The sequence below is a fragment of the Pelagicoccus sp. SDUM812003 genome, assembly GCF_031127815.1.
Taxonomy (GTDB): domain Bacteria; phylum Verrucomicrobiota; class Verrucomicrobiia; order Opitutales; family Opitutaceae; genus Pelagicoccus.
Genome location: NZ_JARXHY010000004.1, coordinates 70,239 through 83,274, shown reverse-complemented (window position 1 = coordinate 83,274; position 13,036 = coordinate 70,239). Strand labels below are relative to the sequence as shown.

9 protein-coding genes are annotated in these 13,036 nt (G+C 54.5%); 2 read left to right on the top strand and 7 right to left on the bottom strand.

Going from position 1 to position 13,036, the window contains the following annotated elements; all coding sequences use genetic code 11:
- The first annotated feature begins 1 nt into the window (after position 1).
- A complete protein-coding gene (gene yaeI, locus QEH54_RS07010) occupies positions 2–841 on the top strand; it encodes a phosphodiesterase YaeI (protein WP_309017936.1) in 840 nt (279 codons plus the stop codon).
- Between the two features lie 8 nt (positions 842–849).
- On the opposite strand, the gene QEH54_RS07005 is transcribed toward yaeI, so the two are convergent.
- The 6 genes from QEH54_RS07005 to QEH54_RS06980 all read right to left on the bottom strand — a co-directional run bounded on the left by QEH54_RS07005 (position 850) and on the right by QEH54_RS06980 (position 10,257).
- Complete coding sequence (locus QEH54_RS07005) at positions 850–1,221, bottom strand: metallopeptidase family protein (RefSeq protein WP_309017935.1); 372 nt, start codon at positions 1,219–1,221, stop codon at positions 850–852.
- 3 nt (positions 1,222–1,224) lie between these two features.
- The gene (locus QEH54_RS07000; RefSeq protein ID WP_309017934.1) at positions 1,225–4,119 is read right to left on the bottom strand and encodes an insulinase family protein; all 2,895 of its coding nucleotides are present in this window, start codon (positions 4,117–4,119) and stop codon (positions 1,225–1,227) included.
- A gap of 46 nt (positions 4,120–4,165) precedes the next feature.
- On the bottom strand, positions 4,166–5,809 hold the full coding sequence (locus tag QEH54_RS06995; RefSeq protein ID WP_309017933.1) for an ABC transporter ATP-binding protein: 1,644 nt from the start codon (positions 5,807–5,809) through the stop codon (positions 4,166–4,168).
- On the bottom strand, positions 5,806–7,287 hold the full coding sequence (locus QEH54_RS06990) for an ABC transporter permease subunit (protein ID WP_309017932.1): 1,482 nt from the start codon (positions 7,285–7,287) through the stop codon (positions 5,806–5,808). Before QEH54_RS06990 ends, QEH54_RS06995 begins: the two co-directional genes overlap by 4 nt.
- A 117-nt stretch (positions 7,288–7,404) precedes the next feature.
- Positions 7,405–8,442, bottom strand: a complete 1,038-nt coding sequence (locus QEH54_RS06985) for an ABC transporter permease subunit (protein ID WP_309017931.1) — start codon at positions 8,440–8,442, stop codon at positions 7,405–7,407.
- Between the two features lie 15 nt (positions 8,443–8,457).
- Complete coding sequence (locus QEH54_RS06980) at positions 8,458–10,257, bottom strand: extracellular solute-binding protein (protein ID WP_309017930.1); 1,800 nt, start codon at positions 10,255–10,257, stop codon at positions 8,458–8,460.
- A gap of 186 nt (positions 10,258–10,443) precedes the next feature.
- Between QEH54_RS06980 and QEH54_RS06975 the strand changes: the two genes are divergently transcribed.
- The gene (locus QEH54_RS06975; protein ID WP_309017929.1) at positions 10,444–11,157 is read left to right on the top strand and encodes a class I SAM-dependent methyltransferase; all 714 of its coding nucleotides are present in this window, start codon (positions 10,444–10,446) and stop codon (positions 11,155–11,157) included.
- Between the two features lie 421 nt (positions 11,158–11,578).
- Here QEH54_RS06975 and QEH54_RS06970 read toward each other — a convergent pair whose 3' ends face one another.
- Positions 11,579–12,880 (bottom strand): mechanosensitive ion channel family protein, encoded by a 1,302-nt coding sequence (locus QEH54_RS06970; RefSeq protein ID WP_309017928.1) that lies wholly within the window; start codon positions 12,878–12,880, stop codon positions 11,579–11,581.
- Positions 12,881–13,036 lie beyond the last annotated feature (156 nt).

Here is a 13,036-nt window from a genome sequence, read left to right as displayed (position 1 = left end):
AATGAAGCGACGGAACTTTCTAAAAGCCGCCCTCGCCCTTAGCGCCACGAGTGTCCTGACGGCCTGGTACCTGCGATTCTTCGAATCGAAATGGGCGGAAACCACTGAAAAGTCGGTGAAGACCGATCGACTGAAAACACCGATTCGCATTCTCCATCTATCCGACTTTCACGCCTCCAACGTCGTTCCCTACGACTATCTCGAGACGTCGGTGAAAACCGGACTGGGACTTAGGCCGGACATCATACTGCTAACGGGCGACTTCATAACTGACCGCTTGATGGACGAGGGCAGATACCGGTCCGTTCTTAGCCCGCTCGCAGCGGCGGCTCCGACCTTCGCCTGCATCGGAAACCATGATGGCGGGCTTTGGGCCGGATCGACCTACGGATACTCCACCTTCGAAAAGGTCGCCTCCTTGCTGGACGCTTGCCATATCCGCCTGCTTTTCAACGAGACAACAACGTGCTCTGTAGGCGGCCAACAACTACAGATAGCCGGCCTTGGCGATCTTTGGTCGCGCGACACAAAACCGGAACTGGCCCTTGAGCGACACCGATCGACCCCAGGCCCCGTCATCGTCCTCAGCCACAATCCCGACAGCAAGGAACTGCTCGCGCCCTACGACTGGGATCTCATGTGCTGCGGGCATACGCACGGAGGCCAGCTCGTTGTTCCTTTTTTTGGATACCGCCCGTTTCTTCCCGTTCGAGACAAGGCGTTCGCGGAGGGTCTGCACGTCTATAGAGATCGACATATCCACATCACCCGAGGGGTCGGCAATCTCCATGGGCTTCGCTTCAACTGTCGCCCGGAGATCAGCCTGCTGCGCTTCAGCTAGCGAAGCGCTCACAATCCCCGTTGCTCGACCTCTTCCTCGTCCCAGCCGAAGTGATGACCGAGCTCGTGCAGGTAGGTCGTTCGCACTTCGTCCTCGAAATCCAAATCCTCGTCCTCGCAGTACCACTTCAGGGCGCCCAAGTACAGGACGATGACTCCGCTTTCGTCCACGCCCCCTCCCCCGTCGTTGCTAATGTATTCGCCCAGCATATACATCGCCTCCGGATCGATGTGCGGAGCGTTCGGATGGTAGTGGCGGTACAGGCACGGAACGCGATCCGCCCCTTCCCGAAGCTCATCGGGAAGCTCGGAAATGCACTGCTCCACGACGGATTCGGCAATCCGCTCCAGCGTCGGCCAATCAAAGCGAGGAAGCCGCATCGCCTAGTCTACGAAGATGTCGGAGATCTCCACCTTTTCGATCGCTCCAAACTGGGACAGCTTTTCCATGTCGATCGCAGAGGATGGACCGAGAATCGAAATCAGCTTCGGCTGGTCCTTGATTCTGCTTTGATAAAACTCGAAAAGCTCATCCAGCGAACCTTGCAGAACCTCCTGGTAGCGTTCGTCTCGAGGATCCCCTTCCAAGCCCAAGCGCTCCCAAGACTTCACCGCATCGAGGATGTTTCGAAAGCCGATCTGCGAAACGCGGTACTGATTGTCCAGCGAGTTCATCACAACGGAAAACCGATCTTCGGAACGGGGCATGCCGTTCCAAAGATCCAAATACGCCGCGATCGAATCGACCGTCTTGTCCGCTTGCGTGCCGATGAAACTCATCACCAGGTTTTCCTCGCCTTCGTAGTTGGCCAGCAGGTAGTGGGCCCACACGGAATAAGCCAAGGCTCTCGCTTCCCGCATTTCCTGGAAAACGATTCCTCCCATGCCGCCGTAGAAATACTCGTTGAAGGTCTGTACGTCGGGCACCATCTCCTCATCGTAGGACCCGCCAGGAAACTCGATCCGGATCTGCGACTGAGCGGTCTCGTAGTCGACATACACGATTTCGTTCGCCGATGGCTTCTTGAGTTCCGGCAGTTCAGGGGCTGGGGCCGGTCTTAGGGCCTTCTTCGACTTTTCCAGAGCGAGAAGCTTGCGGGCGACCTCCTCGATAGGCATCTTACCAACATAAAGATAGTCGTGTTCGTATCCAGAAAGCCGATTCACCGATCCGATCAGATCCTGTACCGTCAGGCTTTGAATCTCTTCCGTAGATAGCTCCTTCAAAAACGGCGACTCTTCGCCGTAGCGCGTGTAGTTTCGCAGGGCAGTGAAAATGACCTGAGGCTCCTTCTTCGCGTCCTCCTTCTGCTTGAGCTGGATAGCGATCAACTCCTGCAGCGTTTCCGCGTTTCCTTGGGTATCGGTCAGGACTTCCTGATACAGAGCCAAGGTATCGTCAAAGTTCTCCTCCAGACCATTGACGCTCATCGAGGTGTTGTGCTCCCCCACAGAGAACGAAAACTCCGCGCCCAAGGCATACCACGCCTTCTTCAGTTCCGCCGGTTCGCGCGTCGAGGTGCCCGACTTGTCGAACAGAGCCGACGCCAGCGGCAGCTCGCGAATCTCCCGGCTACCAAGCTCGAACACCTTGGTCAGGGCGAACAGATCGTTCACCGGATTCTCCACGTAGTACAGATGGACGCCTGCGGTCAGCGGCATCACCTTGAAATCCTCCCCTTTCTCCAGGAACTCCGGCTCGATCGGCTCCACCTCCATGGACAACACCGACTGGGCGAATTCAGAGCGCTTGCTACGGTCGATGTTGATCGGATCAAACTGAGGCTTGGGAACAGTTGGCGGCGTGTAGTCGCCATTTTTTCGATACGCTACAACGTAGGGATTCGAGAAATACGTATTGGCCACCTTCACGATGTCCTGCTTGGTCAGCGCGTCCATCTCATCGATGGAGTTCACCACATCCTCCCAAGGACGCTTCTCGCCAAACGACGTGCTGATCATGCGCAAACGCCCTGCGTTGGTCTCCATAGCCAGCTTCTCGTTCTTCTTGAAATCGGTCACGATCGCGGGCAGTATCCAATCTTCGAATTCGCCCTTCTTCAGGATCTCGAGCTGCTCGAGAAGCAAGGCTTCCACCTCTTCGAGCGTCTGACCCTCCTTAGGCGCTCCATAGAGGAACTGGCTCCCTGCATCGTTTCTAAAGTACGGGAACGAGCCTGCCCTCGCAACGCGCTGCTGCTGGTTCAGATTCAGGTTGATCAAGCCGGCGCTGGCGTTGTCGAGAATCATGTCGACCAGTTTCAGGGCCGCCTCGTCTTCGCTTTTCACGGGCGCGGTATCGAATCCGATGATCACGTTCTCCTCTCCTGGGTAGGTGATGGAGACGCTTTTCTTCTCCGTGATAGGAGCCGGCATGGGACGATCGAACTCCGGAACGTCTCCAGATTTCCACGACGAGAAATACTTGTCCACGATCTCGATGGCCTCTTCGATTTCGAAGTCTCCTGATAGGCCGATCGCCATGTTGTTGGCCACGTAATAGGCGTCGAAGAATTCGTGGATCTTCTTAAGCGACGGCTTCTTCAGATGCTCGATCGAGCCCAAGGCGGTCTGCGATCCGTAGGGGTGCTCGCCGTAGAGCTGCTCGAACAAGGCTTCGCGCAACAGCACGTCCTTGTTGTCCATGGCCCGGTTCTTTTCCTCGTAGACGATTTCCAGCTCGGGCTGAAACAGTCGAAAGACCGGGTTCTGGAATCGGTTCGACTCCAGCATGGCCCACTGCTCGAGCCGATTGGAGGGAAGCTCCTCCAGATAGACGGTACGGTCCGGAGCGGTGTAGGCGTTTATGCCGCTGCCACCCATGGAAGAGATCAAGGTATCGAACTCGCTGGGTATGGCGTACTGAGACGCGAGCTGGGACTCCTCGTTGATCTTCTGATAGATTTCCGCCCGCTTCTCCGGATCCTCTTCGTTGAAATGCTGCTCGTAGAGCTCAGCGATGCGGTCGATGTGGGCCTTCTCAGCCTCCCAGTCGGAAGTGCCGAGCTTGTGGTTCCCCTTGAAAAGCAGGTGCTCCAGATAGTGGGCCAAACCAGTGGCGTCAGCGGGATCATCCTTGGATCCCGCGCGAACCGTGATCTCGGAACGGAAGGTCGGCGTCTCGTGATTCTCCGTGAGGTACACTGTCAACCCGTTGTCGAGCTGGTAGATGTGGACCTGCATGGGATCGTCCGGCAGCGGCGGCTGCACCAGCTTGTAGCCAGCGAAAGCCGAGACGCTCAGCGAAAGAGAAAGGGCGAGGACGAGAAGTGATTTCATGGGCGGATACGGTTTTTGGATTCGAAAAGTCGCGGTTTAGGCATGTTTAGATCACCAGACGGCAACTCTCGTCGCCGGGTATGGGCACTGCCTGAAGCAGGCGTTGGGTGTAGTCATGCTGCGGATCTCCGATGACCTGCTGCGTCTCGCCTTGTTCGACGATTTTTCCTTTTCGCAGCACGATGGTCCGATCGGAAATGCGTTTCACTACACTCAAGTCATGAGAAATGAAAAGGTAGGACAGATTCAGACGGTCCTGCAACTCCATCAGCAAATCGATCACCTGGGCCTGGATGGTGACGTCCAAAGCGCTGACCGCTTCGTCGAGAATGACGAACTCCGGCTTGAGCGAGATCGCCCGAGCAATGCAAATGCGCTGGCGCTGTCCGCCGCTGAACTCGTGCGGGTAACGGAAGATCTGGTCCGCCTTGAGACCTACCTCCTCCATCAGGCGAGCCGCGATGTCAGTCTTCGCCTCGCCTTGAAGCAATCCGTGGTGCTCGAGTCCTTCGGTCAAAATGTCCAGCACCGTCAAACGCGGATTGAGCGAGCTAAACGGATCCTGGAAGACGACCTGAAGGTTTCGCCGATGAGGAAGAAACGCCTTTCGGTTCAACCCCAACAGCTCCTGACCGCGATAGAGGATTGAGCCGCCTTGAGCCTTTTCGAGGCCAAGGATGGTACGCCCGATGGTGCTCTTGCCGCTGCCGCTTTCGCCTACCAACGCCAAGGTCTCTCCCTGTCTCACCGTGAAGCTCACTTCGTCGACCGCCTTCACATGACCCACGGTTCGCGAGAAAATGCCTTTCTTGATCGGAAACCAGGTCCGCAGATCCCTCACCTGAAGCAGCGGCTCGTCTTGCACCGCCACGGGCCGCTTTCTCGGTTCGTCGTTCAGACGCGGCACCGCTCGTAGCAAGGTTTTCGTGTATGGTTCGACAGGAGCGCCGAATATCTGGCGCAGCTCGCCCTCCTCCACCTTGCGGGACTTCTCCATCACCATCACTCGATCGCAAAGCTGCCAGATCACGCCCATGTCATGGGTTATGAAGATGATGGCGCTCTTCTCGCTTCGCACGCGCAGGATCAGTTCGAAAATCTGCCGCTGCGTAGTCACGTCCAAAGCGGTAGTCGGTTCGTCGGCGATGATCAGCGAGGGCTCCAACATCAACGTCATGGCGATCATCACACGCTGGCGCATGCCGCCGGAGAACTGGAACGGATAGCTGTTCATGCGCTCCTCCGGCTCGGGAATGCCCACCTTCTCAAGCCAGCCTACCGAGCGTTTCCAAGCCTCCTCCGGACTCAAGTCGAAATGAAGCTGCAAGGTTTCGACAAACTGCTTGCCCACGGTCATGAGCGGAGAGAGCGCGGTCATCGGCTCCTGGAAGATGATGCCGATCTCTTTGCCTCTGATCGATTTGAGTTCCTTGATCGGCAGGCTTAGAAGATCACGTCCACGAAACAATGCTCTGCCAGATACAATCCTCCCAATGGGAACAGGGATCAAGCGTAGCAAGCTCATTCCTGTAACCGATTTTCCACTACCTGATTCTCCAACAATACCGAGAATCTCTCCTTCGTTCACGTGAAACGAAAGACCATCAACCGCTCGAACGATTTGATCCTCTGTTCGAAATTCGATGTTCAAGTCTTCGACGACTAGCAGCTTTTCCTTCGATTCACTCATGATTCAAATCTGCTATTCACTCTCGGATCGAACGCGGCTCTGATACCTTCGCCAACGAAAACCCCCAACAAAATCACCACGAATAGAGCGAGCGATGGATACAGCACCAGCCACCAAGCATACTTGAATTCCTGGGCTTGGGAAAGCATTTCGCCCCAGCTGGGTGTTGGCGGAGGCATGCCAAACCCAAGAAAATCCAAGGCCGACAAAGCGAAAATCGCCCCCACCAATGAAAAAGGGAAAAAGGTGATGACCGGCACAAGTCCGTTCGGCAGAATGTGGCGCAACATTATCTTCCCGTCTGGCAAGCCCAGGCAACGCGCCGCCTCTACAAAGGGTTGTTTGCGCAACTTCAGGAACTCGCCACGCATGTAATAGGAAATCCCGATCCAGTTGAATACCCCGTAGATGACCAGCAACAATAGGAAGCTTTGACCGAAGATCGACCCCATGAAAATCATAATGTAGAGAAAAGGCAACGCCTCCCATATCTCGATAAAGCGCTGGCCAACCAGATCAAACTTGCCCCCATAGTAGCCCTGTAGTCCGCCGACCAATACACCAACCACCATCGTCGTTATCACGAGAGCGATACCGAAATTCAAGGAGATGCGTAATCCGTAAAGAATACGAACGAGCACGTCGCGCCCCGAACTATCCAAACCAAACCAGTGATTGCTCGTCGGTCGAAACGGAAAATGAACGTCCTCTTTTTCGAATTTTGCTACGTAAGTAAGTCCGTCGATTTCGAAGCTAGACTCAGATACGCTTCTTTCCATTCGCTCATCCGCCTTGTCGACTATCAACTCACGAACCTGCGAACTCAATTCAGTCCAGAATGGAGGCGGTTGTAAAACGTCACCTTGAAGATAGGCCAACCTGATAGGCTTTGAACGCTTCACACTTTCACGAATGGTGACACGAATGGAATCAGGCTCTCGGCTACGAACGCTGTAAGGCGAGAGGCTTGCTTCCGCTTCCATTCCATTGCTCAGCATCACATTTTCGGAGTACGTATCCAGATCCCTATCATTCGCTAGACGAGCAAGAATGGCCTCCTTCATTCCCGATGACAGTTTCCAGTAATCATCCACCGGAGAAGAGCGGACTGACCTACGATCAATTCCATCAAACAGAACCTCCAAGCCTTGAGCTCTCGCAACCGTCCAATCGCTATCAATGTTCACAGATGCAACGCGTTGATCTCGACGAATCTCTATCCAAACCGTATCATCCGCTTCAATACTAGAGGCCTCCAAGGTTTCGAACGGTCCATACGGAACAGGAGGAAAGACCATGTAGTTTCCGGTCTCTGCGGCAAAAGCCTCCGATTCGGAGATTCGCTTGTAATCCGGTCGAGTCTGCAAACCGCTCCCTGTGAAAAGGTCATCGGGATAATAAGCGAAAATGGGGAAATAAGATTCACCTTCGAACTTTACGTAGAGCGGCCTATCGTTGCATAGAACGTCCGCCAACATGCTGCAAACGTAGAGAGCGACCAAGATCCAGAATGATCGATACGCTCTCTTTAGGGAGCGAAAGCGATGAAGGCGCTTCCGAGTGATTGGGTTAAGCTTGGGCTTCCACATACGCCGCTAGTCTTTAGAGAATGAGATTCTCGGATCGATCAGCATGTAGCAAAAGTCTGAAAAAATCCGGCCAACCAGACCGACGATCGAAGTCAAAGCAAGGATCCCCATGAACACCATGTAGTCGCGTGAAACGATCGCATCCAAGCTCAACAGTCCAATTCCCGGAATATTGAAAACACGTTCGATCAACACCGATCCCGCGAACATGATGGAAAAAACACTGCCAAAACCGGTCGCAATGGGAATGAGCGAATTTCGCAACGCATGCTTCCAAACCGCCATCTGCATGTTTCCACCACGAGCTACAACAGTACGGACGTAGTCGTGACCAATTTGATCAAGTAGCGAGTTTTTCATCAGCAAGGTCAAAACAGCGAAGTTCCCGATAATGTAGCAAAGTACCGGGAGGAACATGTGCCGAGCTTGGTCCCATATCTTTTGCACCAAAGTCAACTTATCCCAATCCGCAGATCGAAATCCCCCTGCTGGGAATATGTCCCAAAAATGTGGAGACATTCCAGAAAAGAAAAGCTTAAGCAACATGCCAAAGGCAAAGGCGGGAATCGCGTATCCAATAAACACCAACACACTGGAAGCAAAGTCGAATCCACTCCCATTTCGCAATGCCTTCGCGATCCCCAATGGTATGCAGACAACGTAGGTAAGCAGGAATCCGACAATCCCAAAGGTAAGCGAAACAGGGAACCGATCCACGATCAACTGGCCAACAGTCTTGTTGTTGTAAACATACGAATCGACCGTCATACCCATCTTGTTTATCACAAGCCAATCCCAGTAGCGCACTAAGATCGGCTTATCGAAACCGAAGTGCTCAACGATCGCTTGTCGCTGAGCTTCGGTGACCTGCTCCGTGCCCAAAGCCCCTGAAGCTGAACCATCACCACGCATCTTAAGCATAGCCTGCTCAACAGGTCCTCCAGGGACGAACTGACAAAGAAGAAAGGATGCGAGCGTTATCCCTATAAAGGTCGGAATGACCAATAGAAGGCGACGAACAAGGTAGGCGAGTCTCTCACTCATGCGTACGCGAAACGACTACTCGCCGTGATACATTTCTTCGAAGTAGACTTTACTCGGTCTCGGAGGCAAAGCTTCGCCAGTCGCCATCGCATTTTCAAGATCCGCTTCCTGATCAGGATCGATCCACCAATAGTGATAAGCTGCTTCTTCATCGTTATACTTGTCCAGAACAGTGTCAGGCATTCCAAACTTATTCCAGTAAAAGAGCCGTTTGTAATCGACCATCCACGCAAGGACCATAGGCACCTCGTCATAAACGATGGCATCGATTTGCCTTAGGATGTCATTTCGCTCGCTGACATCAAAAACGCTCTTTTGCTTTTCGATCAAGGCGTCAACCTCAGGACTTTGTAGACCGCTATGGTTGTTGCCGCCCTTTTCGTTAGCTTGCTTGGAATGCCAAGCCCCTTCGGGATCTCTAAAGACAGGCACGCCCCACGCCTCGAGCGTCATCTCGAAATTGAATTCATCCATCTCCTTTGTCCATCCTGCCCAGTCAGTCATCTTTATCTCCATATCGATGCCGACATCCTTCAGGGCTTCCTGGTATACGACTAGATACTTGGACCATTCTGGCGCACGTAGTAGAAAATTGATGACAAACGGTTTGCCATCTTTTTTCAGCTTTCCATCTGATGGATCTACTTTCCAGCCGGCTTCAGCGAGCAACTTGCGAGCCTTTTCGGGGTTGAAGTCGTACGCGGGATTCGGATTCGGGTTATCCTCCCCGTAGAGCTCGGTCGCGTAAGACTGCAAGAGGAAGTAGTGACCATGCATCATGGTTTCATTGATACGCTCTCGATCAAGCAGATGGCATAGGGCCTGGCGCACACGCTTATCGTCGTATGGGGCGCGGCGCATATTGATAGCAAACCCCTGGTAAGGAACGGGCTCCTTGTTGTAGACCGCTTGCTTGACAATCCAGTTTTTCTCGAACGGTTCGCCCTTGGCTCTCTCTGACCAGATGGTAGCGGTCAACTGCGTAAATAGGTCAACCTCGCCCTTCATGAAGGATTCGAACACAAGTTCACGATCTGGGTAAAATCGATATTCGATCGATTGGAAATTGCTTACTCCTTGATAGCGCTTTTGATCCTCAAGCCACCAGTCATCGCGGCGGTCGAACCGAATCGAAATCCCCTCCTTGATCTCAACCAGCTCGTAGCGACCGGAAACCACCGGAAATTCAAAGTTCTGCTTGTTGAAGTCTTTGCCTTGGAAGTAATGCTTCGGCAACAGAACGAACCCAGCGATCGCGTTAAGATTTCTCCAGTGCAATTCAGTCGCTCGAATACTGAATGTATGATCGTCAATGATCACCGGGTCTTCAAATTCCTGATACGCATTTCTCCACGGTCCCACGATATTGTTTGGGTCCATAATCGTATCCAAGGTAAACTTGAAGTCAGCTGAGGTGATAGGCTCGCCGTCACTCCAGCGGGCATTGGGATTCAAATACACGGTGAATTCTAACTTGTCGTCCGAAACTTCAATCTTGTCGGCTATCTTCGGACGCCACTCCAAGGAAATGGGGTCATTGTCCATCAAGGTATCGAACAAGAGATTGAACACCGTGATGCTCTGATAGGTGTAGTTCGTTATCGCGTTGAAACTACTGGGATAGGGTCCAAGAGCTATTTTAACCTCTCCGCCCACCACGGCGTCAGGGCTGGCGATGGGATCATAGTCGTCCTCCCAGTCTTCGGAAGGGACGACCGTCCCGCCTCTAGTGGCATTGGCAGCGAAGACAGCGGTTAAGAACAAGGTTAAAAAATGGATGGTCAGACGGTTACGAAAAAATTGGGACCTGAACATAAAGCTTGGGTTGATGTTGTATCGGTTGGATCGGCGAGGAGTTCAGAAGGTTCCGCTTTGGACGACTAGAGCCCTCCGCAATCGGAGGCACAACTATGGTCATGACCCCTTCGAAGTCCAGACGCTTAAGCAAGGAAAGCTTCCTTACCTATTGAGCTTAAAACGCATACGGATAGACTTGCCCAAATGTTTCACAAAAGCGCCGCTTTCTACGATGCCATCTACCGCGACCGAAAGGACTACGCGGCGGAGGCGCGGCGCCTCGACTACCTTCTGGGAAAACGCGTCCCTCGCCCCACCCGCCTGCTCGACGTCGGCTGCGGCACCGGGGAGCACGCGTTGCAGCTGGTCAAGCTGAGGCCCTACGATGTCGATGGCATCGATATCGAAGCCGAGTTCATCCGACTCGCCAGAACCAAGCTCCCGCGATCCCGCTTCGAGCTCGCGGACATGCGCGACTTCCAGCTCAACCGCTGCTACGACGCCCTGCTCTGCCTTTTCAGCTCCATCGGGTACGTGGAAACGCTGGAGGGGCTGCAAGCCACCGCCCATTGCTTCCGCAAGCACTTGAACGCTGGCGGCTGGGTCGTGTGCGAGCCGTGGATCAGCCCCGAGGAATGGCGCGAAGGGCAGATCGACGTGACCGCCGCCCGCGATCCCGACAGCGGAGCTCAGATCGTTCGCTCGCGCCAGGGCGAAACCGACGGCCGAGTCTCCGTCCTGCAAATCGACTACGAGGTGGAGCTTGCCGAGCGAACCGTGAACCTGCACGAAACCCACCGATTGGGCCTATTCACCTCCATGGAAATCGAAACCGCGTTCGCCAACGCTGGATTCCGCTGCCTCTGGGCCGAAACCGGCTTGCAGCTCAATCGCTTGCTCGTCGCCACCGCCGTGTAGAAAGCGCCGATTCGCCGACAGGGCTAACTGCGTCCTGGCTAGCCGTTCCAAGGAGGCGTCCGCCATGGGCGACCCAATCCTCCCGACCGTCATATCCTAAGCCCAAGCAGCAGGAGGACAAAATAAAAGCCCGGCCTCCGAAGAGGCCGGACTTCTCCCAAACAACATAAAGAAAGTGGATTTTAGCGCAGGGCTATCGAGGATCTATAGGCAATCCCCGCTGCATACTTACCACCAAAAGCAGCATAAGGGATCTTCGCAAACCATATCACGCTTCACGTGTAAAAAATATGGGAATTAGCGCTTTTTTTAAGATTTTTACTCAGCGCCTAAGTTAAGCATTCTTCAGTATTTAGCGTTTTCCCTTATCCAACATCCCGCAATTCGGGATTCCGACAGCCATCAGCCGCCATAATGGCCATCATGACTCCTCCTTCTGCAGCCCCACGCCTTCCAAATGAACCGTGCGGGTGGGAAACGCGATGGAGGAGCCGCGCCCTTGGACCGCTTTCATGATCTTAAGATTGATGCGCTGGCGAATGTCCATGTGCTCCAGCCACGCGGTTGTGGAGGTGAAGTAGTAGACCAGGATCTGTAGGGCGCTGTCTCCGAAGTCGGTGAAATTGACCAGAATGAAATCCTGATTCACGCCATCATCCTCGCGCAGCAGCTTGCGAATGTCCTCCACCAGACCTTCCATGTTCTCGGGCGAGGTGCTGTAGGTGACGCCGATGGTCTGCTTCACCCGACGCTTCGGCATGCGGCTCCAGTTTTCGATGATCTCGTCGGCTAAGACCTTGTTGGGGATGGTGAGCTGAGACTTGGCCCAGGTCCTGACCTTGGTGGAGCGCAAGCCGATCTCTTCCACATCGCCATCGACGCGCGAGCCGACCTGAATCCAGTCGCCCACTTTGAAGGGTCGATCCGCCACGATGGAGACCGAGCCGAAGAAGTTGGCCAACGACTGCTGGGCCGCCAGGGCCAAGGCCAAGCCGCCGATACCCATGCCCGCGAGCAACGAGCCCACCGAATAGCCGAGATTTTGCACTACCAGCACCACCGCGATCACGATCAGGAAGACGCGCGCCGTCTTCTTGATCAGCGGGATGAAATGGTACACTCCCATGTCCCTCTCACGCGCCACGTCCACCATGACCTCCGCCATGACGTCCACCACGCGCAGCAAGCCCCAGAAGAGCACCGTCATGGTCGACGCCTGGAAAATTCTCAGGATCACCAGGTCCACCTCCGTGGAAAGGCTCAGAGACGAGATCGATAGGAAAAAGCCCACCACGTAGACCATCCAGCCAATCGGTCCCGTCAGCGCCGGGATAAGCTTGTCGTCGAAAGACCAGCTCGTGCGTTCCGCAACGCGGTGAAACCAGCTCACGTAGATCGCCACCACGATCTTTCGGATGACGAAAGTCGCGAGCAGCAGTACGAAGAACATCGCCAGGCGCAGCCCGGAGTTTCCGCCGAAATCGAGGTCCGTCAGCTCGCTGAGCTTGTCGAGGGATTCCTTTCTCAGCTCGGAGAAACCGTACGCCGCATTCTCGCTCGCTCGGGGCGAATCTCCCTGCTCGCCGCTTGCCTCTGCAGCGGTCGCGGACTCCTCGGCGCTTGGCGTCGCTTCCTCCGCAGACGGGACTTGAGCCTGCAGAAAAAATGCGGGGCAAACGAACATGGTGAGGGCAAGGAATACCCGGAGGAGCGTGGCGTTCATTGCCCGTACGACAACTGCCTCTTTTTGCGAACTCAAGCGCATAAACACGCCGCCATTCCCTCCCCTCCTCTCGGGGCGACGCTCGCCATGACATCTGAGAAGCACGCGTCGAAAAAACCGGCCCCGCTTCCGCAGGGCCGGCCCTCCTCCTATCAT